Origin of the sequence: Bacillus sp. FSL L8-0199, from assembly GCF_038005705.1 — a bacterium.
Classification (GTDB): domain Bacteria; phylum Bacillota; class Bacilli; order Bacillales; family Bacillaceae_G; genus Bacillus_A; species Bacillus_A cereus.
This window is the reverse complement of the sequence record NZ_JBBOTS010000001.1, coordinates 2,910,089-2,935,246: the sequence shown is the minus strand read 5'-3', so window position 1 is coordinate 2,935,246 and position 25,158 is coordinate 2,910,089. Positions and strand designations below refer to the sequence as shown.

Here is a 25,158-nt window from a genome sequence, read left to right as displayed (position 1 = left end):
ACATAAAAGGAATAATAAGGTAAAACAAAATTGTATAAGTATAATCTTACGAGATTGGAGTGATAACAAAATGATAAATCGAAAGTGTACGCGCTGTAAAGAAATTACAGGTACATTGCACGGTGGTAAAAAAATTAAGGAAGAATTTCTATGTGAGGACTGTTTGCAAAAAGGAATTAAAAGCGGGGAAATCGAATTATCACAAGTGGAGCAAGAACAAACTTCGTATCTTTCTATAAAAATATTAAAAATAATGAGTGTGATTTATTTAATAGTATCTATTATAATCGCTATTTCTGCTGGAGCATTTATACAGGATCCAGGGTTTGGTGGAATATCCTTTTCAATAACAGGTGCAGTTGGTGTTATGATAATTGGATCGATATTCCAGTCTGTTCTCGTATTTTGCGGGATATGGGTATTTATCCTTTTAGTAGAAACAGTCATTAAAATTTATGAAAAAATGAAGTGAGTGAGAGGGAGAAACATATGCGAGTAAGAAACATCCAAGGGGAAGATTATGTAAAGATTCATTCTGTTTTAAATGATTGGTGGGGCGGGAGAGACATGGCTGCCATGTTGCCAAAATTGTTTTTCGTTCACTTTCAAGAAACGAGTTTTATCATTGAAGAAGAAGGAGAAACGTTAGGTTTCTTATGTGGATTTTTTTCACAAACATATAAAGATGAAGCATACGTTCATTTTATCGGTGTAAATCCGAAGTATAGAAGAAGAGGAATCGCATCGACATTGTATTCTTATTTCTTTGATGTCGCTCGTGCAAATAATCGTAAAGTTGTAAAAGCAATTACGTCACCAACTAATAAAAAGTCGATACAGTTTCATCAAGAAATCGGTTTTCGAATTGAGGCTGGGGATGATGAAGTAGAGGGTGTATCGGTACATACAAATTATGATGGGAATGGCTTGAGTAGAGTTTTATTTTTGAAAAATGTGTAGATAAAAGGGGAATGATTGCATGGATATGCAGCAACGGAGAATGTTAGTAGCAGGAATTGTTTTAGCAGTAGTGTTAGGGGTAGGCTATTTTTCGACAAACGTATTACAAACTTTCTCAATCGTATGTTTAGCAGTAGCGATTGTATTTGGGGTTATAGGTAGCATACAAAAGAAACGTCAAAACAAGAATTAAAAATTTGAAAATTTTATGATACCTCAAAAATTCTCGTTTTAGGGTATTTGTTTTTCTTAGCTTAATGGCGATTGGATTGTATCACAAATTCTATTAAATTAAGTTTATATCAAAACACCATGCTTGCCCTGTTGTTGCAGACATAATGATATCCTTTTTTATTTTGTTAATTTAATAGAAGTGAGTGGGATGTCAAAAGCAATTTCTGTAAAATAATTTCATCAAAAGAAGGGGATTTATATGCATTTTGAAAGAGATAGATATTTTTTGGAGATGGCATTGGAAGAAGCAGAAAAGGCATTAAAAGAAAATACATATCCAGTAGGAGCAGTTATTGTTGATGGAAATAATAATGTCATTGCAAGAGGAAGAAATAGAGTGCATCCACAAAAAGACATAACAGCTCACGCAGAGATAGACGCTATTCGCAATGCAGGGGAAGCAATGTTTGATGCAAAAATAAAAAATGAGAAGTTTACTATTTATAGCACGTTGGAACCGTGTCCAATGTGTACAGGTGGTATTTTATTCGCAAAAATACAGAGAGTAGTCTGGTTACTAAATGACGACTTAGGTTTTGGTGGATATAAAAAGATAAAAAATGCTTTAGTTTTCGAAGGGAAATTTAATAAAATCGACATAGTGGAAGAACCATTTGAAGACTTAAAAACAAGACAAAAAGAACTTATGAGACAATGGGAGCTAAATCCCAATAATATTATTAATTTGCGTAGGGCCATAAAAAAATAGTTGTTTCTTTCAATTAAATCGAGATACTGCCACATTACCATCAATTTAAAAAATATAGTGAAATTATATCGATTTAACAATAGAATATGGAAGAATCTATTACGAATAGAAAGCCGTCCTAAAAGTATTCTAGGATGGTTCTTTTTGTTGTGAGGAGATAAAGAGTATGGAGAATAAACAGAGTAGAAATGAGTATGTAAGACGCATACATAAGGTTCAAGATTATATAGAATCAAACATAGACAGTTCATTATCCATTGAAGAGCTAGCTGATATAGCAGGATTTTCGAAGTATCATTTTCATCGGATTTTTAAAGGAATAGTTGATGAGCCATTATCTCGGTATGTGAATCGCTTGAAACTAGAAAGGGCAACACATTTACTTACATATCGCGCAGACATGACGATTACAGATATTGCGTATCACTTCGGATTCACAGATTCAGCAGTTTTTTCCCGAACATTTAAAAATTATTACGGCGTAAGTCCGTCTCAATATCGAAACGATAATAGCAAGAATTGCAAAGACGTAAGGGGAATTCCTCAATACAATGAATGTAAGAAGGTTCGAGGAAATGTTGAAATTGTAACAGCGGATAATATAAACGTCGCATACATAAGACATACAGGTACATATGAAGAGTTAGCTATAGCTTTTCCAGAAATGATAGAAAAATTATTTCGTTACGCGGCGAAGAAAAACTATCATGTATTTGAGGATACGAAAGTATTAACCATTTACCACAATCATCATGAATTTACTGAGGACTATCATTTAAGAACAAGTTTATGTATAACAATTCCGGATGCGTCCGCAGTAGAAACGAGTGATATTGGAATAATGATAATACCTTCAGGCAAGTATACAGTAGGACATTTTGAAATATTCCAAGATGAATATAAGGGAGCGTGGGACTTTATATATGGTGAGTGGCTGCCAAATAGCGGATATAAACCGAGAGACTCGTATCCTTTTGAAGTATATAGAAATGACCCAAAGCAGCATCCAAAGCATAAACATATAGTTGATATATATGTACCTATCGAACCTTTTTAATTACAGGTTAAAGGAGAAAGAATAATGAAAACTGCTGAAAAGTTAGATCAGATTATAAAAGAAGAATATGAAAATATGAGTGGTATGTTAGTAGTGCGGAAAGGTAATGTTATTTTTGAAAAATATTATAACGATTACGGACAAAATGATACATTTCATGTAGCGTCAGTTACAAAAACGATAATCTCTGCGCTAATTGGAATATGTATAGATAAGGGCTATATAAAAAGTGTTGATCAAAAAGTAATAGAGTTTTTCCCTGAATATAAAGTAAAGTCATCTGAAGTAACAGTGCGACACCTACTTACAATGACAGCTCCATACCCTTTTGTAGACTGGCAGGAACCGTTAGAAGAATTATGTACACAACTAGACTGGGTACAGTATACACTTCATAGAATGGGGAACGGTGGAGAGATTGGAGCTTTTAAATATTCATCTGCAGGAGCTCATATACTATCAGCGATCATAACGAACGCAATAGGAAAAAATGCGCGTGAATTTGCGAATGAATACTTATTTCAGCCACTCGGCATGAGAGAAATTCCAAACTATAATATGAAAGCATTTGGATTTGATGACTTATTCGGAAAAGATGTGAAAGGATGGGTTCACGATCCAAATGGTATTTCGACGGGCGGCTGGGGACTAACGTTAACGGTTAGGGATATGGCTAAGTTTGGACAGATGTATTTGAATGAAGGTATTCATAATGGAAAACAAGTTCTATCAAAATCATGGATAAAAGAATCAATAGCGATGAATTCAAATCAATATGGTTACTTATGGTGGTTACGAGAAGAAGAGGGTGTCTATTCGTATTGTGCAATGGGTGATGGTGGGAATATGATTTGTTGTATTCCAGAGAAGGAATTGGTGGTGGTGATGGCTTCTGAAGTTGTGCCAGAAACAAAGGATAGATGGAGATTAATCAAAGAGTATATACTTTTAAAAGAGTAATGGTGAACTTGTAGAAAAATTTAAACGCTCCCCGTAACTTTCCGCAATAAAAAATCGTTAAACATTAGGAAGGGTTATTAATCACGAATGGGGGAGAACCATGAAAATTCTAATTCTAGGCGGTACACGATTTTTAGGAAGAGCATTTGTAGATGAGGCTTTACAGAGAGGGCATGAAGTTACATTATTTAACCGCGGAACAAACAAAGAAGTTTTTCCTGAAGTGGAGCAGCTGATCGGTGACAGAAATGGTGATGTATCAAGTTTAGAAAATCGAAAATGGGATGTTGTTGTGGATACATGTGGGTTTTCTCCGCATCACATTAGAAATGTTGGAGAAGTACTTAAAGATAATATTGAACACTATATATTCATCTCAAGCCTTTCCGTATATAAAGATTGGATTCCGCATGACATAAAAGAAGACTATATATTACAACCTGAACCGACGGAAGAGCAAATAAAGGCTGTAGAGAATGGTGAAATATCTCCTTATGAGCATTATGGTGCGCTGAAAGTATTATGCGAAAAAGAAGCAGAGAAGTATTGGCCGGGGCGTGTTTTACACGTAAGAGCAGGACTTCTTTCAGGAATGTTCGATTATACAGATCGACTTCCATACTGGATCGGGCGTGTAGCAAAAGGAGGTAACGTGTTAGTTCCAGGAAGAAAAGACCGTCCAGTACAGATAGTTGATATAAAAGACGTCGCAAACTGGGGACTAAACATGGCAGAAAACAAAAATGCAGGTACATTCAATGTAACAGGTCCGAATTATGATTTGACGATGGAAGAGCTATTAAATACGTGTAAAAAAGTTACGAATAGTGATGCTGAATTCGTTTGGATAGAGGAATCGTTTATGAATGAACATAAAGTGCAGCCTTGGACAGAGATGCCTTTATGGCTTCCAGAAACTTTTTCATTAGAAGGTGAAACGAAGCCGTGGAAAGGTGGATTTTCAATTAGTATTGAAAGTGTTGTTAAAGAAGGACTTACTTTTAGAAGGTTAGAACATACAGTTACAGATGTGTATGAGTGGATGAAGAGTGTGGAAGAATGGGAATTAAAAGCAGGTATTTCAAGGGAAAGAGAAAAGATGTTATTGGATAAGTGGTATGAAATAAAGAGAGTTTAAATAAGAATCTTGTGAAAAAAGGACTCTGTTTATTGCTTAAACAGAGTCCTAATATGAATCTACCACTCAAACGGTTCTTCTCCATACAGTTCCCATAGCTTAGGAAACATCTTTTTTAAACCTTCTTCATCGTCTTCATTCCAGTCAAATTCAAAATCTACATCGTCGAATTCTTCATTAGATAAGACATGGTAAAGTGTAAAGTAAGTATCATCTTCGTCACCAGTTTTTTCTGCATATACAGTGAAACCGAAATATAAAGAAAGTTCTTCTATTTCTGGGACGTCATACTCACTCGAATTTTCTAATACAGGAATTAATCGTTCTGGATCTTCAATACAAGCTTCGTATGTCTCTTTTCCTTGATATAATAACCATCCGCGGAAGTAATCGAAAGTATCATCTGAACAGCCACCCATAATAATATAGGCTGCTGCCCATAAACGGGAGGTATAGGAGTCTTTCAAAAGGCGATGCATATGCGTATCAAAAGCTACAATTTCATGTACTGTACGTTTAGCAAGGTGAGAAGTAAGCCATTCTATTTGTTCTTCTTGGTCCTCACCTTTCGTTTTTGCACGATGAAGTAGCTCCCAAAATTCTTCTTCGGTTATCGTTTTTTCTTTTATGTAATCTTCCCCAGGCAACGGGTCTGTATATCCTTTTTTACGTTTGGAAGCAACTAGTTTATTAGCTTCTTTCATACATTCTTCTTCTGTTTCAAACTCTTTCGCTTTCACACTGCCAGCTGTGCCAATTTTTCCGTAAAACACAACATAGTCTTTTTCTTTCACAACGATTTTCCAAAACTTATTTGATTTCTCAGTTTGCTGGATTAATAACGTTTCCATCCGTACCCCCATAATGTTTTCTAGTGTGCAATATGATTGTAACATATGTATATACACTTGTAATGATGAAAAATAATAGTTTAGAAAATTCAAAAACCATTGAATGGAGTGGATAAATTTAGTAACCTTATTTGTACAGTAATTACATAATTGTTTTGTAATAATTCGATATTTATATAAGGGGGCGTTACGGATGGATCTTACGTTTAAAGTTGAGGAAACATGTTTTAATTACCGCGTTGGAGCAATTTGTAAACATGATAATAAAATACTCATTCTGCAAGGTGACGGTGAAGATTTTTGGTATGTACCCGGCGGTAGAGTAAAAATGCTAGAGAATAGTGAAGATGCATTAAAACGAGAACTTGCGGAAGAGATAGGTGTTCCTATTAAAAGGAAAAGGTTAATATGGTCAGTAGAAAATTTCTTTACACTTTCTGAGCGAAAGTTTCATGAAATTAGTTTTTATTATGAAGTAGAGCTACATGAGTTACCTGCGAGTGGAGCGGATCAATATATTTTGGAAGAAGAGGGTAGAACGTATTTGTTTAGATGGGTGCCAGTAGAAGAACTGCATACATATAACTTACAGCCTGCATTTATAAAAGAGAAAGTAAAGGATGTATCAGTTCACACAGAACATATCGTATTACAAAAGTAAATGTATTCGGAGGGGAAAATGGTGAAGGGAACTAAAAAAGAGGTACATATAAATGACAAAGTAATTTATTACACACATATCGAAGAAGGTTCTAGTACCGTTTGCTTTATGTTTTCAGGTTCAGGATACAATTATGATAAGCCGTTATTTTATTACGCAACGATGTTAATGCTTGAACATAAAATAGATGTTGTACATATTCATTATTCTTATGATGGACAATTAATGAATAAACCAATGGAAGAAGTAACGAAAGTAATGATGGATGATATTAATCCTGTAATAAATGAAGTATTAAAAGATGAGCAATACAACGAGACTATGTTTTTAGGGAAGTCACTCGGAACAATTCCGATTGCAAATGATTTAATGAAGAGAGAAGAGTTCGCGCAGTCAAAAATGATACTACTTACACCTTTACTGACGTTTGATACAATTTTTGATTCTATCTTACATAGTCGACACGAAGGGTTTTTAGTTATTGGGGATAAAGATCACCAATACAATGCAGATCAAATTGATCAGTTATATAAAACGAATTTACAGATTGAAGTTGTCAAAAATGCAAATCATTCTGTAAATGTTGGGGGATATGAAACGGAAAATTCAATTGAGGCTATAGCGAAAATAATAGGAAAACTTAAAGAAGTTGTTAGGACAAACTAACCTATTAATACATGCAAAAGAGGTGCGAATTGCACCTCTTTTACTTTAATAAGCCTTCAAAACATGAAGTAAATAATCCTTACGATTCAGCGGATTATAATCAACACGTTTTCGAGTAGGGAAGGGAGCCATAAGTTTTGTGAAACCAGCTGGCTTCGTTGTAAATATGCCTTCTCCTTCTGTAAATGAATGTAGTATTCGTTTGAAACTCTCTGTTTTCGCAACAGGTAATGATCCTGTTAACTGATAAGAATTGTTATTGAATATAGGCTCTGCAAAAGTTGCTGGAACGGCAGCAAGCTTATACATTGCAGTACTAATTGCGTGCTCCGGTACAGTTAATTCAAATTCATTTACTGGTTCATATACATATGTTTCAGCTTGCTTTAAAGCATCCATTAATACGATCGGTGTCAAATTTCTAAAGTCACTCGCTGTTGTAACAGGACTAGCATAACCAGTATGTGTTAACGTGACGATAATATCTGTAACTTCCCATCCATATAATCCTTGTTTTAACGTTTGAAATACCGTATCTTCAATCGCTTTATGAAATGCTAAAGGTAGTGAGCCGAGCTCAACACCTAATTTATATGTTATACCGCAATTAAGTTCACCACGTTCAACTTTGAATCCGATTGTTGCGTAAAATGGATTCTCTTTTTCACCCATTACTTCAACAGAATTGCCTACGCCAATTGGTTTCTCGATACATACAACTCGCGTATTTGAAAAAGTAACCTGCAAATTATATTTCTCATAAAGTGTTGTTTCAATTACTTCTTTTTGTACCTCACCGAAAAGGCGAATATATAGTTCATTATGAACATCGTCTTTCCAAACTTTAATGAGCGGATCTTCTTCACATAGTTCCATAAGAACAGCGTATAAATTATGAATTTGCTCTTTAGGTACCGCATCAATGGCAGCTTCCATTTGTGGTTCGGCAAAGTGAATATCTTTTATATAATCCGTACGTTCACCGATAATATCACCAATTTTAATATCATTCAGCCCCCACACTTTACAAAACTCACCGCTAGGAACGGTAGAAGTTTGAACGGTATCTCCATTATGAAATAGGCACATTTTTTTTATCTTTTCTTTATGGAATAGAGACTTACTGCGCTGTATATTAACATATTTTCTAACATGTAAGCTACCTGAAAAAACTCTTATATAAGCAACCTTTTCTCCAGAAGGTTCACGTTCAATTTTAAAAACAACACCGGATAATGGTTCCTCTTGTGCCGATGTAAGAGCCGGAATGAGAGCCGGAAGTTTTTCAAGAAGTTCTGTTACGCCCATACCAGTCATTGCTGAACCGAAAAAGATTGGATACACATTCGCTTGCTGTATTTGCTGTTCTAGTTTTTCTCTTAATAGTGCGTCCGGTATTATTTCGTTATTTACATATGATTCAAGTAATGATTCATTAAATGGTGCTAACAGTTCCATACAATCGTCATATGATTTGTATTCAATGATCCGGGCTTCTTTCGTTCCTTCGTTTAGAACAGAGTAGAAGGGGAATGCTTCATTTGAAAGAACCTCTTTTATTTGTTTCATAACTTTTTCACTGTTTGCGCCACTACGATCAATTTTATTAACGAATAAAATAGTCGGTATGTTTAGTTTCTGTAATGTTCGCATTAAAATTTTTGTTTGTGCTTGCACACCTTCAACGGCAGAGATAACTAAAATCGCACCGTCTAGAACGCGGAATGATCGCTCCACTTCAGCGATAAAATCAGCGTGTCCAGGTGTATCAATGACATTTACTTTTACATCATCAATAAAGAAAGAAACGACAGATGCTTTAATCGTAATTCCGCGCTGTCTTTCTAATTCCATTGAGTCAGTTTGTGTATTACCACTATCTACTCGGCCAATTTCTTTAATCACATTCGTTTCATAAAGAATACGCTCAGTCAAACTCGTCTTGCCAGCGTCTACGTGCGCGACGATCCCTATATTTATTGTTGTCATTTGTGAATATCCTCATTTCATTTTCCATTTTCAATTCCTCATTTCTATTTGTATATTGCCGCATTATCAATCACTCTCCAGTTCTTTAAATTAGTATTATTATAGTGCAATTAACATTATTTGTAACGCTACAAAGCGCCTTAATTTGGAAAAAATAAAATAAAAACAAAATGCTTGCATTCTAAATCGATATAGATTATATTAATTGACATATCAACTATTGATACATCAAACATTTTTATTTTGATTGTAAAGGAGGGTTAATTTGACAAGTTCATGCTCAAAAGAAGCGATTATTTTATATAAATTACACTTTCTAAATAAAGAAGTAAGTTCGAAATTTGAAGGGTGTACGGGTATGAGCCAGTCTCGATTAGAGCTTATACTTCAGTTATATGAAGTAGGTGAAATTAGTCAAAAAGCACTTCAACAAGAAGTGAATATTGATAATGCTGCGATAACAAGGCATTTAAAGCAGCTTGAGGCCAATGAAATGATTGTAAGACGTAAAAATCCAGATGATAACAGAATTACGTTAGTTTCTCTTACTGAAGAGGGACGAAATAAAATTCAAGCATTTCAAGAGGAAAAAGAACGTTTTGCAGCATCTGCATTTAAAGGATTAAGTGAGGAAGAACGCGATAATCTTTTAAATATGTTAAATCACATTCAAGAAAATATAAAAGAATTATAAAAAAGGGAGAATACAACTATGACTAACTCAGTAAAAACAAATGATTTTAACGAAATTTTAACAGGACGTCGTTCAATTCGTAAGTACGACCCTTCAGTGAAAATTAGCAAAGAAGAAATGACAGAAATTCTTACAGAAGCAACACTTGCACCATCTTCAGTAAACATGCAACCATGGAGATTCGTAGTGATTGAAAGTGACGAAGCGAAAGCAACACTTGCGCCACTAGCGAAATTCAATCAATCTCAAGTAGAAACATCTTCAGCAATGATTGCTGTATTTGGTGATTTAAACAACTTTGATAACGCAGAAGAAATTTACGGTACAGCTGTAGAGCGCGGACTTATGCCAGCAGAAGTAAAAGAAGATCAAATGAAAAAACTTTCAGCTTACTTCTCAATGGTTACACCAGAAGTCATGAAAGATACAGTACTAATTGACGGTGGTCTTGTAGCAATGCAATTTATGCTAGCAGCTCGTGCTCACGGTTATGACACTTGCCCAATTGGCGGATTTGAAAAAGATCAAATCGCAGAAGCATTCGGATTAGATAAAGAACGTCACGTACCAGTAATGTTAATTTCAATCGGAAAAGCTGCTGACAGTGGTTACCAATCAGTACGCCTTCCAATTGAAAAAGTTGCTGAGTGGAAGTAATTTCAAAGAAATAAGTGGAATATGAGAGGGGAAACACCATGATTATTATTCACGCAATATTTCAAGTAGATCCAGCGAAACAACAAGCATTTTTAGAAGAAATTCGTCCGCTTATTCATAGTTCAAGAGAAGAAAGTGGAAATGTATCTTATGACTTATATAAAGATACAGAAAAAGAAAGTGTTTATACGATGGTAGAAGTATGGAAAGATGAAGCAGCAGTTGCGAGCCATAATACGAGTGAACACTTCACATCTTTCGTTAGTAAAGCAGCACAATTTTTAACTGCTCCGCTTAATATAAAAGCTTATAATGGAGAATTAGTAAAATAATAAGGTAGAAAAAGATGACTTTAGCATATGGCTGAAGTCATCTTTTTTGTATAAGTAGAATCCATTTTGGATTCAGTTATGTTGATTGATAAGTGTTGCTCGTATCCTCAGTAACTGTGGTGAATTGTATGTTAAATTCGAACATTCGGTTTATTGGGATATTTTTCCGTGTTATAATTTTCTTGTAAATAAAAGGTAGAGGGGAGTAAGTAATGGGAGAATTTCAAAGTAATTTGCATACGGCAACGCAACTTGCAACGAAAATGAGAAATGCTTCAGATAGAATGCAAAGTGCTACTAGTCGCTCTATAAATAAGGCAACGCGTACTACACTATCTGTGAACTTCAAGGCACAAGAAGCAAATCAACAAAATTTACAGATCACGAAACAATTTTGTACTGCTTTTCAACAAACAATTGATAATATCCATTCCGTAGCAAATGAATTTGAGAAAATGGATACAGGACTTCAAAAGACTTTTCAATAATGTAACAACCTACGTAAAGGGGAAAAGGTAGGAAGAAAAGATGAGTCAAGGAATTGAAACGAGAATCAATCAATGTAATCAAAAATTACGAATTATATTTGAAGAACAAAATGAAAACCGAATCGCGCTGCAAAATCAAGAACGAGCTGAGGCTAGTTTTCATGAATGGAAAAATAGAAGTAATCGTTTATTTAACCGAATACTAGAAACTTGGTATGGTGACAAAGAAGCATTTCACTTTTTTACGAATATGCGGCAAGAGATCGGGCAGTATGAAAGAAAACTTACATTCGAATTAGAAAACGAAAAAGAGACGTTGCTTAAAGAAAAACGGCATCTCAGTGAGAAAGAAAACAACCTTTCCTATGAACAGCAGCAACTACAAAGGGAGGCCAATACATGAGTTTAAACATGTATTTGGGAGAAGTACAAAGTCAAACTCAAAGTATGAACGCTATATGTAATGCTACGATTCAAAGTATGGAACAAGCCATTCAATCTATTGATGCATTTGCGATAGACACAGTATTACAAGGACAAACATACAGTAGTGCAAAAGCCTACCTTGTCCAAACATTTCGGCCATTAGCACAAGGAATCATATGCTTATGTGAAGAATTAATTCGCCAAAACGAAGCATTTCCAAACGATTTTCAAGCAAAAGTTGCTTCAACAGATGTTATCGAACATGAAATAAGACAACAAATACAAGAAATCAATCAATCCATTGCAAGTATAGAAGCAATAGAAGTACTTACACCAATGCCTGGAGTAGACGCAATTATTGCAGTCTTAATTGCAATGAGAAAAAAACTAGAAGAAAAACTAGAGCGTCTATATGAATTCAATCATTCATCCAGCAACAACTACAGCACCGCCCTCCAATTAGCCGCTAGCATCACAGCCGGACTCGCTGAAGTGCAAAGCGGGAAAGGGTTTAGTCCTGTGAGTGGGACGTTTCATAGTGAAAAGTTAAATATGGAATGGGCAAAGCAAATTCAAATAATTATAGAAGAGAAAATACGGAAATCTGACAATAGTATTGGAAAAAGTGTAGATTTAGAGCACAATGTGTATAATGACATTGAAGGAATAAGCAGCGAAAATCAATCTATCAATAATAGATTTACAAAAGAAGAGATACAAGCGACACAAAAATACCTTGAAGGAATTAAAAATGGTACAATAAAAGGGAATATAGGTGAGGATTTCCAAGTTGAAACCGATGATTATGAAATGGAGCATAACATTTTTGGCCAGCCAGTCGGTGGTAGAAGGCCAGAACTCGATCCTTTTTTAATCGGTGTGGCGAAGTTTGGATTCGATTTTCTCTTTGGTGATCTTTTCACACTCTTTGACCCAGAAGCTACCTATGGTGAAAAACTCCTAGCAGTTGGGATGATGACTCCATATGGGAAAGGTGTAAAAATAGTTGATAAACTTCATGATTTAAAAAAGGTTGGAGATGTGAAGAAAGCAACGTCTGGGAGTGCGGGGGTTGCTAAGGGTACGGGTGATCTAGGAATATCTAAAATAACTCAAAATTCGCCTAAAAATGTTATTTTTGGTGAATTGGATAACCTGGGTCGACCAACTGGAGTAACAGCTACAATTACACAGGACATGATTGGTACTGGTAGTAAAGCTAGCCAATCAATTAAACCTCCTGGTTTCTTAGGTGGTGGACCAGGGAGTCCAGGTCATGCCCGAGGGCATTTATTAGGTAACCAGTTAGGTGGCTCTGGAAAAGATGCTCGGAATTTAGTCACACTTTATCAAACACCTGTAAACTCACCTGTTATGAGAGATTTTGAGAGTTCTGTCCGAGCAGCTGTTGAAAAAGGTGAAGTTGTAAGATACCAATCAATTCCGATATATGAGGGCAATAATTTAATGCCTAAAGGTGTTACGTTAAAAGCAAGGGGAACAAATGATTTTTCTTTAGATGTTACAATAATAAATAAAAAATAGGAGTCGATTTATTTGGATAAGTTAATTAAAATACTCCCTCCTCCAGAATTCCCACAAAAAACTGGGGATAAAGAACAATGGGGAGAATTTTTCGGCGCTCTTGGTACGGAATTGCCTACAGACTATGTAAAATTTATTGGAATTTATGGCACAGGCGGTATTGACAATTTTTTGTGGATATTAACTCCTTTTGTAAACGATGAAAATGTAAATTATCTTGGTAGGCAGAAGGAAATGAAAGATTCATATATTCAATCTAAGAAAAATTTTCCGCAATATTACAAACATGATGTTTACCCTTCAAGTGGGGGGATACTTCCATGGGCATACACTGATAATGGTGATGAATTGTACTGGTTAACAGATGGAAAACCTGATGAATGGAAAATTGTAGTATACGAATCGAGATCACCAGAGAATTATACTTACTCACTTACGATGGTAGAATTTTTATATCAAATAATAACGAAAGAATTAATATGCAATGCATTTCCTGATGATTTTCCAAGTAATGAAACTACGTTTGTTTCAGTAGATGTTGAGTAGTTATTTAACCTTGATTGGCTATCTGCCTTTCAAGGTTTTTTAGTAAACTAAAAGGTTTTACGCTTTGAAAAATTTCACGTATGAATCAAAAGTTTATGATAGTAAATTGATATTCAAATATGGCGACAAACCTTACAGGGAAATAGTTATCTGTTAAAAGAAAACACAATTCATAAGTGTGGATTTCTTTTTATGGATTTGAATAACAAATATTATATCTTTCCTTGGATCAAGGCAAATAGCTACTTCATTATTGGGTAATAAGGCACTAAATAAAATAGGCCAGTGCAAAAGAATTGAAGCCTACGCTTGAAATGTTACAATCATTTAAGAGAGAGGCTTCCTATGCATTCTCTAGTGTTGGTGGAACTATTATAACCAAAATACCACAAGGTGAATTGATAGAAGCTTATTATAAGTTTGCGAAGTCTAAAGATGGTGGTAATGGTAAACCTAGCAGTAACAAAAACACAAATGTAGATAATTTTGATGCAAAAACAGCTACAAATAAGCAAAAAGGTAATTATGGTGAAATAAAATCTAGTGACAATTTATTGAATAATCAAAGTTTAAAAGAAGCTGGATTTGATTTAAAGCCAGTCGGAAAAAGTGCACCATCAGGCATAAATGATAAAATAGTAAAAGGAATTGATGGATTATACGAAAATGCAAATGCAGAGTCAAAGATCAAATACGTTATAGATGAAGCTAAGTTTGGTAGTTCACAATTGGGGAAAACTAAAGATGGACGACAAATGTCAAATGATTGGTTGAATGGTGCGAAGACCAAAAAAAGTAGAATATTTAAAGCTGTTGATGGAGATAAGAAATTGGCAGATAAGATTAAAAGAGCGCTGGAAAGAAATCAAGTAGAAAGAGTACTATCACAAGTCGATAGTACCGGAAAAGTAAAAACATATAGATTAGATGCAAAGGGAAATATTATTGGAGAATGGCCATAATTTAGAAGCTAGGAGGAATCAAATAGAATGAGAGATTATTTAATTATAGAAGAAAAATGTAGAGAAGGAATTGAATATAATAAAGAGTTTATTCAAGAAAATAAAGAGGATATTAAAAGTTTAGAAGAAGATGAGAAAAAGGGAATTCAAAGATATTCTAAGGATAATAATAGTATTATAGAAGGAACCTACTTATCAAGCTTTAATTATGAGTTAGAGGATATTATTGCAAAATATTCCCTAGGAGAAGCTATCCATACAATAGAAGGAGATTTTGACAACGCTCTTATTGATTTGGGGCATATAGGGGAAAGAGAAGTTGGATATTTAAATCTAATTTGGATAATATCTCTAGGGATTTTATTAGAAACGGATAAAAAGAATCTTGTAAGTTTAGCCAAGCTAGTTGAGAAGGAAAATATGAACGACGCAGTAATCGATTTCCTCTTATGCGCTAGTGATATCGGATACACAAAAATGACGAACAGATATTATAAAGAAAATCCATATGCAAAAACGAAAGAGATTATAGAACTTGCACAAACAGATAAAAGAGAAGCATCTAAAAGATTACAAACGTACATGGAGAAAGAATGGTTTAAAGGTCATTATGATTATGAATGGAAAAATGCCCATAAAGAACCTGGATATGTGGGGTATTGGAGCTTTGAGACAGCTGCAATAGTAAAGATACTCGGACTTGATGATACAAGTTTAAAAGGTAATAACCATTATCCATATGATTTGGCACATTATAAAAATGAAATGAAATTTAAGCATATAGACCTAAGTGAATATCACTATGAAGATGAGACAGAAGAAATCGAGGATATAGTAGAAGGAATTGAACATAATCCTACATTGGAAAATATTATTCCGCCAAGATGGCATTCATTGGTCAATGAATTAATACATGATTATGAGAATATGGATGATAGTAGTTTTTATGAAAAATACAAAAAAACGATAGGAATAGGTCAAGTATGGTTTTTACCACAAGAGTATGAAGAAGAAAATGAGCAAAAAAATCTATTAGGAAGTTTAATTGTGTTTGCCCTGACGGTAAGAGATTATATATTACAATTGGATTATAAAGAGGATTTAGAGGACTACATTGATAATCTTAAAAATTTCTGGAATGGATCAGAAACAAAGTTAATTCAATTTATTTTAGAGAATGATCAAAATTATTATGCATGGGTACCAAAAGAAGCAAACATCCCAAATATGTATGAAGTGAAGATTGAGAGTGTTGATGTAGAGGAAGTTCTATAATAAGCAAATTAAAACATTGTGTATCATGAGTAATGTTGAAAAACTAATTTATACGGAATTTAATGAATTAAGAGGTTAAAAATAGTGGTAGTTTGGAGAATCCAACTACCACTATTTTTGTGTTTGGGAATGGTTCTGTAAATTAAGTAGAGTATTTCAGAGTATATATATTATGTAGGAGAAGTAAATAAGTTAAAGGCGCTAAATAAAATCGGTCATATCGCAAAGACATTAAGTGGAGTAAGTACATTTGCTAATGCAGTAAAACTAGCAAAAGAATTGAAGCCTACGCTTGAAATGTTACAATCATTTAAGAAAGAGGCTTCCTATGCATTCTCTAATGTTGGTGGAACTATTATAACCAAAATACCACAAGGTGAATTGATAGAAGCTTATTATAAGTTTGCGAAGTCTAAAGATGGTGGTAAGGGTACGGGTGAAACTGTAAGCAATTATCTTGATGATATAGTCGAGGCTGGTGGTACCAGAAGAGAAATAAATTCTAAACTTCGAAATCCATTAGATAATCCTAAGATAGCAAAGGAGATTGAGGGAAATACTGAAGCTGTATATGGATATTCACCTAAGAAGGAATCTGCCTTAAATAAGTTTGGGGTAGACTGGACAAATGGTGATGAAGTTGCTTATGCAAGAAGCGAAAGAATAAAGTATCATGAAAAAATACAACAAAAAAGAATACAACTAGAACAAGATATTAAAAATCTTCAAAATGATGGGCTATCTATGGAGGAAATTGCTAGATTGAAAGTCGAAGAGCGAAATCAAGGAAGAATGGAAACGTATATAAAATCTAATAATTTAGATGGATTGAATGCAATGAAAGAAAGAAATATTCTTGAATATGGCAGGGCAGAAGGACCTACACCTGAACAACTTTATAAAAAGTATGGTTCATGGGAAGATGTGATATATGGCAGTTTAAAAACAAATCCAGCAATGGATGTCTTGACAGGATTATTTCATAGTATGGGAGGAAAATAATTATGAAAGAAGAAAAAATACAAGGTAATATAAAGTGGATTGCATACAATAATTTAAGATTTAGAATAGAGAAGGTTAATGATGATTCATCCGTAATTTGGGTTTCTGATAATTTTGTAAATTTATGTTTTACCTTAGTAATGAATGACTTTTTAAGTAAATGTGAGGATGAGTTGAATATAAATATCGAAATTGATTTGACTTGGAATAATCATAGAGGTTTGATTATAAAAAATCATGATATAAATCTAATTTTAGGAGAAATAATTAATTTTATTAGCGAATGGGAGTTAGAAGGAAATTCAAATGCTGATAATTTTTCTACGGAAGAGTGGTATTCAGCATAAGCTTGCAGGGTATGCTAGCTTTCCATCATTTTTAGGAATTTAAAAATATGGAGGGAAATTTAAATTTAATGTATGTTTAGGGGACATTGAATGTGAATTGAAACTAACGAGTTAGATAAATATTTTAAGCAACTAGTGAGGAATGAATTCTGTATAGTAAAGAATTCATTCCTTTTAAGTTTGTTTTAATTTACTTGTAATTATAGTAGTTAATATTTGAAGAGGCAATCACCCTAAGTCGTAAAGACACGAAAGCCTATACTCAAAGTAAGATTTCAAAGCTTTAGGAAGAAATTGGTTGAGTTAAAGGGGCTAAGGATGATACTTAGGATACGGCTAACGGTAAACCTAGCAGTAGCAAAAACACAAATGTAGAAAATTTTGATGCAAAAACAGCTACAAATAAACAAAAAGGTAATTATGGTGAAATAAAATCTAGTGACAATTTATTGAATAATCAAAGTTTAAAAGAAGCTGGATTTGAGTTAAAGCCAGTCGGAAAAAGTGCACCATCTGGCATAAATGATAAAATAGTAAAAGGAATTGATGGATTATACGAAAATGCAAATGCAGAATCAAAGATCAAATACGTTATAGATGAAGCTAAGTTTGGTAGTTCACAATTGGGGAAAACTAAAGATGGACGACAAATGTCAAATGATTGGTTGAACGGTTCTGAAACTGGAAAAGTAGAATATTGAAAGCTGTTGATGGAGATGAAGTATTAGCAGAAAAGATTGCGAATGCATTGGAAGATAGTGAAGTTGAAAGAGTATTATCAAAAGTCGATAGTAGTGGAAACGTAAAAACATATAGGTTAGATGAAGAAGGAAACAATATTGGAGAATGGCCATAATTTAGAAGCTAGGAGGAATTAAATAGAATGAGAGATCAATTGTGCATAGAAGAAAAATGTAAAAAAGGAATAGAACTCCATAAAAAGTTTATTGAAGATAATAGAGAGGAGATTAGAAGTTTAGAAGAAGATGAAAAGAATGGTATTCAAAGAAAGGCTAAAGATAATAAAAGTCTTATAGAAGGAAGGTATCTATTAAATTTTAATTATGAGTTAGAGGATATTAACGCAAAATATTCCCTAGGAGAAGCTATCCATACAATAGAAGGAGATTTTGACAACGCTCTTATTGATTTGGGGCATATAGGGGAAAGAGAAGTTGGATATTTAAATCTAATTTGGATGATATCTCTAGGAATTTTATTAGAGACGGAGAAAAAGAATCTTGTAAGTTTAGCTAAGCTAGTTGAGAAGGAAAATATGAATGACGCAGTAATTGATTTCCTCTTATGCGCTAGTGATATCGGATACACAAAAATGACGAATGTTTATTTTAAAGAAAATCCATATGCAAAAACGAGAGAGATTATAGAACTTGCACAAACAGATAAAAAAGAAGCGTCTAAAAGATTGCAAACGTACATGGAGAAAGAATGGTTTAAAGGCCATTATGATTATGAATGGAAAAATGCGCATAAAGAACCTGGATATGTAGGGTATTGGAGCTTTGAGACAGCTGCAATAGTAAAGATACTCGAACTTGATGATACAAGTTTAAAAGATAATAACCATTATCCATATGATTTGGCGCATTATAAAAATGAAATGAAATTCAAGCATATAGACCTAAGTGAATATCACTATGAAGATGAGACAAAAGAAATCGAGGATATAGTAGAAGGAATTGAACATAATCCTGCATTGGAAAATATTATTCCGCCAAAATGGCATTCATTGGTCAATGAATTAATACATGATTATGAGAATATGAATGATAGTAGTTTTTATGAAAAATACAAAAAAACGATAGGAATAGGTCAAGTGTGGTTCTTACCACAAGAGTATGAAGAAGAAAATGAGCAAAAAAATCTATTAGGAAGTTTAATTGTGTTTGCCCTGACGGTAAGAGATTATATTTTGCAATTGGACTATAAAGAGGGTTTAGAGGACTACATCGATAATCTTAAAAATTTCTGGAATGTTTCAGAAACAAAGTTAGTTCAATTTATGTTAGAGAATGATCAAAATTATTATGCATGGGTACCAAAAGAAGCAAGTATCCCAAATATGTATGAAGTGAAGATAGAGAGTGTCGATGTAGAGGAAGTTCTATAACGAACAAATCGAAATGGTTTTTATTATATGTAATATTAGAATGCATTTTACTAGTTAATTCAAAACAATGCATGCGTGGCAGAAAAAAGGATGTATTGTTACTAAAAATTAGAGGGAAAGAAGGCTGTTGGATTGAGTTAAGCACCTCATTGTCAATATACGACAATAGGTGCTTTTTTGCGTGCAATGAAGAAAAAATAAAAGATTTATTTTCACTCTATTTCATCTTCGAATTACATGTTATAATTTGGAAAAAAATATATTCTTAATTTTTAGATAATTAAAAGGTGGTAGATTACTATATGAGTACATTAAAGAAAATTACTAATAATATTTCGAAGGTTATTATAGGAAAAGACGAATCGATAGAACTAGCAGCCATTGCTCTAATAGCAAGGGGACATATTTTATTAGAAGATGTACCTGGGACAGGAAAAACAACATTAGCGAAAAGTTTGGCTAAAAGTGTGGACGCTAAATTTCAAAGAATACAATTTACAGCGGATACTTTGCCTGGAGATGTTATTGGTCTTGAATATTTTCATGTAAAGGAATCGGATTTTAAAACAAGGTTAGGACCGATTTTTGCAAATATCGTATTAGTGGATGAAATTAATCGAGCTGTACCGAGAACACAATCTTCGTTACTTGAGGTTATGGAAGAGCGTACTGTTACAATTGCGAAACAGACACATTCATTACCAGAACCTTTTTTAGTTATAGCAACGCAAAATCCACTCGAATCAGCGGGCACATTTCCGTTACCAGATGCTCAGTTAGACCGGTTTTTACTCACAATACGCCAAGGTTATCCTACGAGAGAAGCTGAAAAGGAAATGATGAATCGGTTTCAAATGAATGATCCATTAGAAACGTTACATTCTATTATTTCAAGTGAAGAAATTATTACGATGCAAAAGTGTGCAAGAGAAGTGTTAGTAGGGAATGATGTGCAAGATTATCTCCTTGAAATTATTGAAGCAACTCGTAACCATGAGTTAATTGAAATTGGTGTAAGCCCTCGGGGAACGTTGGCATTTATGAGAGCAATTCAAGCACGGGCAATATTAAATGAAAGAGATTACTGTACGCCAGATGATATTAAGACGCTCGCTGCATCAGTTTGTGCTCATCGTTTAACGTTAACGATTGAGGGAGAGATGAAAACGACGAAAGAACAAATTATGAAAGAAATTCTTCATACGATTAGTGTGCCAGTGGAGAATGTACAATGAATCAACAACTTGTGTATACACCGTTAGCGGAGCCTTTTGTAATGGGGGTTATGTCAGTTGTAGCCGTTATTTTAAGTGTATTTTCAAGTAATCTACTGTTTTTATCTCTCGTATTTTTATATGTAATTTTAATAGGTGCTATGCATGTATATATACGTAAAGTATCTCGTGTTGAATGGGAATACAGTCAAGGGAATTCGAACGTTTTTATAGGTGAAACGAATATGTGCAAAATGAAAATTTCAAACAAGTCGATATTTCCTATTCTTAATATCGTATTTCGATTTAAATGTGAAAATAAGCTAACTTGGAATCATGATGAAATAAACAAAAATCATAGTACAGGTTCAAATTATTATATGAATTTTAATTTAAAAGGAAGGGAGTCAGTTTCATTTGATTTGCAAGCTGTAGCGTTAAAAAGAGGCATCGCGAAATGGGAAGAAGTTGAAATTGTTATTACTGATCTCTTTGGATTTATAACGAACCATATAACATATAAACAAGTTGATACGCCCTCTTATTTAGTCTTACCAGCTGTTCCGAAAATACAAGTTCCTGAATTACAAGAATGGTCACGAGGATTTCGAAAAGCGATGTCTTCACCCTTATATGATGAAACGAAAGTAATGGGAGTAAAGTCTTATGAAAATGAAGATTTTCGTTCCATCCACTGGAGTGCAACAGCGAAAACAGGGACGATAACTGCGAAAAAGTATGAGCGAACACAATGTGATAAATACGCGATTTATCTCAACTTGCAAAATAAAAGTGGTGTTTCTTTGCGAAATGATATAGAGGAACTAATTGAATTAACAGCAGGTATATGCAAACAACTTCTTATGCAAAACTGTTCGTTTGAAGTATGGATCAATAGTGTAAAAGATAACGGTTTGCTACATATAAAAAATGGGGATAATCGGAAACATTTGCAAAATGTATTAAAGGTACTTGCCTCGATATCAGACCAAGATACGCCTATATCTTCTTCTTACTTTTACACAGCAGGCTTTCGTCGAAAGGAACTGGATGCGGTTCCTTTAATTATTGGTACTTCACCAAAGAAATACAGTAGAACGAATAAATGGATTGTAATGAAAGAATAAGAAGGGGCTTATGTCATGGTGAATAAGAAGCGGCATATGAAAGTGAAGTTATGGAGTGTAAGAACTTTAATCATACTTTTCTTTGCGATTAGTGCGATAACGTTATCACAAGGTGTTGTGTATGTACAAGACATAGTAAAAGAGCGTTTTTTCAGTAAGACTAAGACAATATCGGAAAGAAATTATGATTTTACTAGTATAGGTGAAAATTTCGATGATTCCAAAATAGATGAAGATGAATATGAAGAAGTAGAAGATACAGGTATAAGAACGAAAACGGGTAAAAAATTTCAACCTTTCGAAAGAGAAAGTCTATGGAGTGACGTGCTTTCTGTTCTTTCAAATATATGGATTACTATAGCTTTTTATGTGATAATTGCAATATCAATTATATATGCCATCTACAAGTATATTAGGAAAAAATTGACGAAAACAGAAATAGTACAGGAGAAAGAATTGATTACAAAGCACACTGCGGTAAGAAGCATAAAGAATGAAAAAGTCATTCATCAGTTAGAACAGCCGTTACCGACAGATAAGATAAGAAAAACGTTAGTTGAATGGGAAAGAACATTACCATTTCATGAACAGAGAAGGTCCTATGAAACGATGCAACAATGGTTAAAAAGAATTTGTAGAACAAGGGATATTATCTCGTTATATGAGTCTGTTCGTTATGGTGAAAAGACGTATACGGATTTAGATGTGGAAGAAATAATGAAGTGGGTAGAGGGAGATGGGAAGGTGGATACATAAATATTCACCTTTTCTTTTTTATATGGAAATTTGATTAACATGAATTATTTTCTTATATGAAACCGTATTCGAATAGGTAAACAAAATTAACTTTATTTACTTATACTTCATTACATGTTAACCTATACTTAATTTTTATAAATTATAATTAATTTTTGGTTTTTTAAGGGTGTGAAAATGTAATGAAATCGGTATTAAAAAGCATACTTATTTCCTTTGTTTTTTCAGCAGTAGGTATGTGTTGGTTACTGTACGTATTATTCAAAGGGGACGGAGACTGGTTATTGTCTTGGATAGGTGTATTAATGGCATATTTATCTTTATATACTTTAATAGATTTATATTGTAAAAATACATACGATAAAAAAATAAATAAATGGCTTATAAAAACAGCGGTGACTAGTTTTAGTTTTTCTGTATTAGGAATCTCATTTTGTATCATACATGAGCTATTAACACCATGGAGTCTTAGTTTAATGGTGTGGTATTGGTTGCTAATGTTAGTATTATTTTTAACAACTATAATATCATTAATCAGTTTAGTATTTGTTAATCGTAAAAATCACAATTTCACCGTTGGATATAGAATGCTCATACTTCTAAATGTATTTCTTACACTAGGACCAGTATTATGGCCGCTATTACTTTCTATTATTGGAAATGGTATGAATGCTAGTGCGGGCTGGTAAAAAGGAATATAAATTAGTTGTGTAAAGAATAGGATGAAAAGTTGATATAGAATTTTAAATGTTTAAGAGAACATGTTTACATAAAAAATGAAAACATGTTCTCTTTTTATTTGCATGCATAACTCTTCCTCAGTTTACCGTATTTAAATTTAAACGTAAGTATTTCGTAAGGAATGGATAAGAAAAAAGAGAGATTTATCATATAGGATGAAAGTATAGCTTGAATCAATCCGATATTAATGGAGGAGAGAAAGCCTTATGAAAAAATGTAATTCAATTAAGTTAGCAAGTTTTGCAGTTTTATTAGCGGGTACTGCTCTATTCACACCTGGTTTTACTGTGACTGCAGAGTCAACTCAAAATATTTCTAGTTCGTCACAAGTACATGATCAAAAGAATCGTAATGGCTGGAAACAAGTAATGCAGGAAACAGTACAGCTTGGTGCTGTAGGAATATTAGCTAAGGCGTCTAATAACGGAAAAACTAGTAGTTTTACTGCTGGCGTGGCGGACTTAAGTACAAAGAAACCGGTGAATTCGGATTATCGCTTTCGGATTGGTAGTGTGACGAAGTCGTTTACTGCCACGACTATTCTTCAATTAGTAGGAGAAAAGCGCTTACAACTTGACGATCCAATTGAAAAGTGGCTACCGGGTCTCGTGCAAGGAAATGGGTATGATGGTAATCAAATTACGATACGACAACTTTTGAATCATACGAGTGGTATCGCTGAATACTTAAAGTCAAAAGACGCGGACATAATGAATTCGAAAAAAACGTATACAGCAGAAGAAATAGTGAAAATAGGCCTTTCGCTGCCTCCAGATTTCTCGCCGGGTAAAGACTGGTTGTATTCAAACACAGGATACGTAATACTAGGAATGCTTATTGAAAAAATAACTGGAAATAGTTATGCGGAAGAAATCGAAAAGCGAATTATTGAACCTTTGGACCTATCAAATACGTTTTTACCAGGAAATTCACCCGTCATCCCAGGAAAGAATCATGCTCGTGGATATGTAAAAATGGAAGGAACAGGCGAGTTGAAAGATATTACTTATTATAATCCGAGTTTAGCTAATGCAGCTGGAGATATGATTTCTAATGCGGATGATTTAAATAAGTTCTTTTCATCTTTACTCGGTGGTAAGTTACTGAAGGAACGCGAGCTAAAAGAAATGCTTACTACAGTTCCTATAGAAGGAAAAGGGGTTGGTGACGCATACGGTCTTGGAATCTATGAGACTAAACTTCCAAACGGTGTTTCAGTTTGGGGGCATGGAGGAGGAATTCCTGGATTTACAACTTTTGCTGGGGGAGTAATTGGAGGCAAACATACATTGGCTATCAGTCTCAACTCTATAGGTGGGGTCGATATTGTTCCGCAGTTTAATAAAATGATGCAAATTGAATTTAATAAATAGATGAAAAGAAAGTGAATGGAATTTTGTTATAGTTATATTTAAAAGAGGTGCTTTTTTAAGTTCGCAACTATGGACAGTAGTTGCATTTATGATATGGCATCAATTGTATTTCAAAGTGAAAATCAATCTTAATGCTTACGATAAAAATAAAAAGGATGTCAGTTACATGACATTCTTTTTATTTTGGATAAAAAAGGTATGTGGTTCTGAAAATTGTTATTTTTAAAATTATTAAATATAATGAAGGATATAGGGGCGCCAATAGGGGAGTTATGAATGGGAAATACTTTAGTTAGTTAATTATTTCTCGTTTTAAT

Annotated in this window: 29 protein-coding genes and 1 pseudogene; 28 read left to right on the top strand and 2 right to left on the bottom strand. The window is 33.8% G+C overall.

The features are described from left to right. Positions 1–70: 70 nt before the first annotated feature. From NST86_RS15255 to NST86_RS15225, 7 genes are all read left to right on the top strand, one after another. Complete coding sequence (locus NST86_RS15255; protein ID WP_000610505.1) at positions 71–472, top strand: DUF3980 domain-containing protein; 402 nt, start codon at positions 71–73, stop codon at positions 470–472. Between the two features lie 17 nt (positions 473–489). Next, complete coding sequence (locus NST86_RS15250) at positions 490–960, top strand: GNAT family N-acetyltransferase (RefSeq protein WP_001266058.1); 471 nt, start codon at positions 490–492, stop codon at positions 958–960. A gap of 19 nt (positions 961–979) precedes the next feature. Beyond that, on the top strand, positions 980–1,153 hold the full coding sequence (locus NST86_RS15245) for a hypothetical protein (protein ID WP_000367555.1): 174 nt from the start codon (positions 980–982) through the stop codon (positions 1,151–1,153). Positions 1,154–1,393: 240 nt separating this feature from the next. Then, on the top strand, positions 1,394–1,903 hold the full coding sequence (locus tag NST86_RS15240; protein ID WP_000545359.1) for a nucleoside deaminase: 510 nt from the start codon (positions 1,394–1,396) through the stop codon (positions 1,901–1,903). A 166-nt stretch (positions 1,904–2,069) separates the two neighbouring features. After that, positions 2,070–2,960: an AraC family transcriptional regulator gene (locus tag NST86_RS15235; RefSeq protein WP_000428664.1), complete on the top strand. Its 891-nt coding sequence runs from the start codon at positions 2,070–2,072 to the stop codon at positions 2,958–2,960. A gap of 24 nt (positions 2,961–2,984) precedes the next feature. Then, the gene (locus tag NST86_RS15230) at positions 2,985–3,920 is read left to right on the top strand and encodes a serine hydrolase domain-containing protein (protein ID WP_016118175.1); all 936 of its coding nucleotides are present in this window, start codon (positions 2,985–2,987) and stop codon (positions 3,918–3,920) included. 100 nt (positions 3,921–4,020) lie between these two features. Next, positions 4,021–5,058, top strand: a complete 1,038-nt coding sequence (locus NST86_RS15225; RefSeq protein ID WP_016118174.1) for an SDR family oxidoreductase — start codon at positions 4,021–4,023, stop codon at positions 5,056–5,058. Positions 5,059–5,117: 59 nt separating this feature from the next. Here NST86_RS15225 and NST86_RS15220 read toward each other — a convergent pair whose 3' ends face one another. Next, positions 5,118–5,909 (bottom strand): DUF4240 domain-containing protein, encoded by a 792-nt coding sequence (locus NST86_RS15220; protein WP_016118173.1) that lies wholly within the window; start codon positions 5,907–5,909, stop codon positions 5,118–5,120. A 193-nt stretch (positions 5,910–6,102) separates the two neighbouring features. Between NST86_RS15220 and NST86_RS15215 the strand changes: the two genes are divergently transcribed. Beyond that, a complete protein-coding gene (locus tag NST86_RS15215; RefSeq protein ID WP_000366230.1) occupies positions 6,103–6,570 on the top strand; it encodes an NUDIX hydrolase in 468 nt (155 codons plus the stop codon). Continuing rightward, complete coding sequence (locus tag NST86_RS15210; protein WP_137026484.1) at positions 6,571–7,236, top strand: alpha/beta hydrolase; 666 nt, start codon at positions 6,571–6,573, stop codon at positions 7,234–7,236. 45 nt (positions 7,237–7,281) lie between these two features. Here the strand turns inward: NST86_RS15210 and NST86_RS15205 are convergent, their stop codons facing one another. Beyond that, the gene (locus tag NST86_RS15205; protein WP_016118171.1) at positions 7,282–9,225 is read right to left on the bottom strand and encodes an elongation factor G; all 1,944 of its coding nucleotides are present in this window, start codon (positions 9,223–9,225) and stop codon (positions 7,282–7,284) included. 265 nt (positions 9,226–9,490) lie between these two features. Here NST86_RS15205 and NST86_RS15200 point away from each other — a divergent pair, with 265 nt between their 5' ends. From NST86_RS15200 to NST86_RS15110, 19 genes and pseudogenes are all read left to right on the top strand, one after another. Further along, positions 9,491–9,919: a MarR family winged helix-turn-helix transcriptional regulator gene (locus tag NST86_RS15200; RefSeq protein ID WP_000204172.1), complete on the top strand. Its 429-nt coding sequence runs from the start codon at positions 9,491–9,493 to the stop codon at positions 9,917–9,919. Between the two features lie 18 nt (positions 9,920–9,937). After that, positions 9,938–10,576, top strand: coding sequence for a nitroreductase family protein (locus tag NST86_RS15195; protein ID WP_061664444.1), 639 nt, complete (start codon positions 9,938–9,940; stop codon positions 10,574–10,576). Between the two features lie 38 nt (positions 10,577–10,614). Then, positions 10,615–10,908, top strand: coding sequence for a putative quinol monooxygenase (locus tag NST86_RS15190; RefSeq protein WP_000583807.1), 294 nt, complete (start codon positions 10,615–10,617; stop codon positions 10,906–10,908). Between the two features lie 212 nt (positions 10,909–11,120). Beyond that, positions 11,121–11,396, top strand: coding sequence for a TIGR04197 family type VII secretion effector (locus tag NST86_RS15185; RefSeq protein WP_000503639.1), 276 nt, complete (start codon positions 11,121–11,123; stop codon positions 11,394–11,396). Between the two features lie 40 nt (positions 11,397–11,436). Then, a complete protein-coding gene (locus NST86_RS15180) occupies positions 11,437–11,799 on the top strand; it encodes a DUF3958 family protein (protein WP_000077521.1) in 363 nt (120 codons plus the stop codon). Next, positions 11,796–13,367 (top strand): DNA/RNA non-specific endonuclease, encoded by a 1,572-nt coding sequence (locus NST86_RS15175; protein WP_086423642.1) that lies wholly within the window; start codon positions 11,796–11,798, stop codon positions 13,365–13,367. Before NST86_RS15180 ends, NST86_RS15175 begins: the two co-directional genes overlap by 4 nt. Positions 13,368–13,379: 12 nt before the next feature. Next, the gene (locus NST86_RS15170) at positions 13,380–13,913 is read left to right on the top strand and encodes an SMI1/KNR4 family protein (RefSeq protein WP_016118142.1); all 534 of its coding nucleotides are present in this window, start codon (positions 13,380–13,382) and stop codon (positions 13,911–13,913) included. Positions 13,914–14,227: 314 nt separating this feature from the next. Next, positions 14,228–14,875 (top strand): hypothetical protein, encoded by a 648-nt coding sequence (locus tag NST86_RS15165; RefSeq protein WP_227593156.1) that lies wholly within the window; start codon positions 14,228–14,230, stop codon positions 14,873–14,875. Between the two features lie 27 nt (positions 14,876–14,902). After that, positions 14,903–16,150, top strand: coding sequence for a PoNi-like cognate immunity protein (locus NST86_RS15160; protein ID WP_201144327.1), 1,248 nt, complete (start codon positions 14,903–14,905; stop codon positions 16,148–16,150). Between the two features lie 195 nt (positions 16,151–16,345). Beyond that, a pseudogene (locus NST86_RS15155) lies at positions 16,346–17,152 on the top strand (T7SS effector LXG polymorphic toxin); the annotation flags it as partial. A gap of 2 nt (positions 17,153–17,154) precedes the next feature. After that, positions 17,155–17,499 (top strand): hypothetical protein, encoded by a 345-nt coding sequence (locus NST86_RS15150; RefSeq protein WP_000656836.1) that lies wholly within the window; start codon positions 17,155–17,157, stop codon positions 17,497–17,499. A gap of 449 nt (positions 17,500–17,948) precedes the next feature. Next, complete coding sequence (locus NST86_RS15145; protein ID WP_227593157.1) at positions 17,949–18,200, top strand: hypothetical protein; 252 nt, start codon at positions 17,949–17,951, stop codon at positions 18,198–18,200. Further along, positions 18,197–18,355, top strand: a complete 159-nt coding sequence (locus NST86_RS15140; RefSeq protein WP_153247035.1) for a hypothetical protein — start codon at positions 18,197–18,199, stop codon at positions 18,353–18,355. Before NST86_RS15145 ends, NST86_RS15140 begins: the two co-directional genes overlap by 4 nt. A gap of 27 nt (positions 18,356–18,382) precedes the next feature. Continuing rightward, positions 18,383–19,630 (top strand): PoNi-like cognate immunity protein, encoded by a 1,248-nt coding sequence (locus NST86_RS15135; protein ID WP_227593158.1) that lies wholly within the window; start codon positions 18,383–18,385, stop codon positions 19,628–19,630. A 302-nt stretch (positions 19,631–19,932) separates the two neighbouring features. Then, on the top strand, positions 19,933–20,865 hold the full coding sequence (locus NST86_RS15130; RefSeq protein WP_086423132.1) for an AAA family ATPase: 933 nt from the start codon (positions 19,933–19,935) through the stop codon (positions 20,863–20,865). After that, positions 20,862–21,971 carry a DUF58 domain-containing protein gene (locus NST86_RS15125; protein WP_001075943.1) on the top strand — a complete coding sequence of 370 codons (1,110 nt, stop codon included), beginning with the start codon at positions 20,862–20,864 and terminating at the stop codon, positions 21,969–21,971. The genes NST86_RS15130 and NST86_RS15125 overlap by 4 nt, the downstream gene beginning before the upstream one ends. 15 nt (positions 21,972–21,986) lie before the next feature. Further along, positions 21,987–22,727: a hypothetical protein gene (locus NST86_RS15120; protein ID WP_000247505.1), complete on the top strand. Its 741-nt coding sequence runs from the start codon at positions 21,987–21,989 to the stop codon at positions 22,725–22,727. Between the two features lie 182 nt (positions 22,728–22,909). Then, positions 22,910–23,416 (top strand): DUF3902 family protein, encoded by a 507-nt coding sequence (locus tag NST86_RS15115; protein ID WP_000843833.1) that lies wholly within the window; start codon positions 22,910–22,912, stop codon positions 23,414–23,416. 258 nt (positions 23,417–23,674) lie between these two features. Then, positions 23,675–24,841, top strand: a complete 1,167-nt coding sequence (locus NST86_RS15110) for a serine hydrolase domain-containing protein (RefSeq protein ID WP_000710633.1) — start codon at positions 23,675–23,677, stop codon at positions 24,839–24,841. Positions 24,842–25,158: the final 317 nt, after the last annotated feature.

Coding starts and splice junctions, on each gene's coding strand:
- NST86_RS15255 (WP_000610505.1), top strand. CDS start 71: ATGATAAATCGAAAGTGTACGCGCTGTAAAGAAATTACAGGTACATTG.
- NST86_RS15250 (WP_001266058.1), top strand. CDS start 490: ATGCGAGTAAGAAACATCCAAGGGGAAGATTATGTAAAGATTCATTCT.
- NST86_RS15245 (WP_000367555.1), top strand. CDS start 980: ATGGATATGCAGCAACGGAGAATGTTAGTAGCAGGAATTGTTTTAGCA.
- NST86_RS15240 (WP_000545359.1), top strand. CDS start 1,394: ATGCATTTTGAAAGAGATAGATATTTTTTGGAGATGGCATTGGAAGAA.
- NST86_RS15235 (WP_000428664.1), top strand. CDS start 2,070: ATGGAGAATAAACAGAGTAGAAATGAGTATGTAAGACGCATACATAAG.
- NST86_RS15230 (WP_016118175.1), top strand. CDS start 2,985: ATGAAAACTGCTGAAAAGTTAGATCAGATTATAAAAGAAGAATATGAA.
- NST86_RS15225 (WP_016118174.1), top strand. CDS start 4,021: ATGAAAATTCTAATTCTAGGCGGTACACGATTTTTAGGAAGAGCATTT.
- NST86_RS15220 (WP_016118173.1), bottom strand. CDS start 5,909: ATGGAAACGTTATTAATCCAGCAAACTGAGAAATCAAATAAGTTTTGG.
- NST86_RS15215 (WP_000366230.1), top strand. CDS start 6,103: ATGGATCTTACGTTTAAAGTTGAGGAAACATGTTTTAATTACCGCGTT.
- NST86_RS15210 (WP_137026484.1), top strand. CDS start 6,571: ATGTATTCGGAGGGGAAAATGGTGAAGGGAACTAAAAAAGAGGTACAT.
- NST86_RS15205 (WP_016118171.1), bottom strand. CDS start 9,225: ATGACAACAATAAATATAGGGATCGTCGCGCACGTAGACGCTGGCAAG.
- NST86_RS15195 (WP_061664444.1), top strand. CDS start 9,938: ATGACTAACTCAGTAAAAACAAATGATTTTAACGAAATTTTAACAGGA.
- NST86_RS15190 (WP_000583807.1), top strand. CDS start 10,615: ATGATTATTATTCACGCAATATTTCAAGTAGATCCAGCGAAACAACAA.
- NST86_RS15185 (WP_000503639.1), top strand. CDS start 11,121: ATGGGAGAATTTCAAAGTAATTTGCATACGGCAACGCAACTTGCAACG.
- NST86_RS15180 (WP_000077521.1), top strand. CDS start 11,437: ATGAGTCAAGGAATTGAAACGAGAATCAATCAATGTAATCAAAAATTA.
- NST86_RS15175 (WP_086423642.1), top strand. CDS start 11,796: ATGAGTTTAAACATGTATTTGGGAGAAGTACAAAGTCAAACTCAAAGT.
- NST86_RS15165 (WP_227593156.1), top strand. CDS start 14,228: ATGTTACAATCATTTAAGAGAGAGGCTTCCTATGCATTCTCTAGTGTT.
- NST86_RS15160 (WP_201144327.1), top strand. CDS start 14,903: ATGAGAGATTATTTAATTATAGAAGAAAAATGTAGAGAAGGAATTGAA.
- NST86_RS15150 (WP_000656836.1), top strand. CDS start 17,155: ATGAAAGAAGAAAAAATACAAGGTAATATAAAGTGGATTGCATACAAT.
- NST86_RS15135 (WP_227593158.1), top strand. CDS start 18,383: ATGAGAGATCAATTGTGCATAGAAGAAAAATGTAAAAAAGGAATAGAA.
- NST86_RS15130 (WP_086423132.1), top strand. CDS start 19,933: ATGAGTACATTAAAGAAAATTACTAATAATATTTCGAAGGTTATTATA.
- NST86_RS15125 (WP_001075943.1), top strand. CDS start 20,862: ATGAATCAACAACTTGTGTATACACCGTTAGCGGAGCCTTTTGTAATG.
- NST86_RS15120 (WP_000247505.1), top strand. CDS start 21,987: ATGGTGAATAAGAAGCGGCATATGAAAGTGAAGTTATGGAGTGTAAGA.
- NST86_RS15115 (WP_000843833.1), top strand. CDS start 22,910: ATGAAATCGGTATTAAAAAGCATACTTATTTCCTTTGTTTTTTCAGCA.
- NST86_RS15110 (WP_000710633.1), top strand. CDS start 23,675: ATGAAAAAATGTAATTCAATTAAGTTAGCAAGTTTTGCAGTTTTATTA.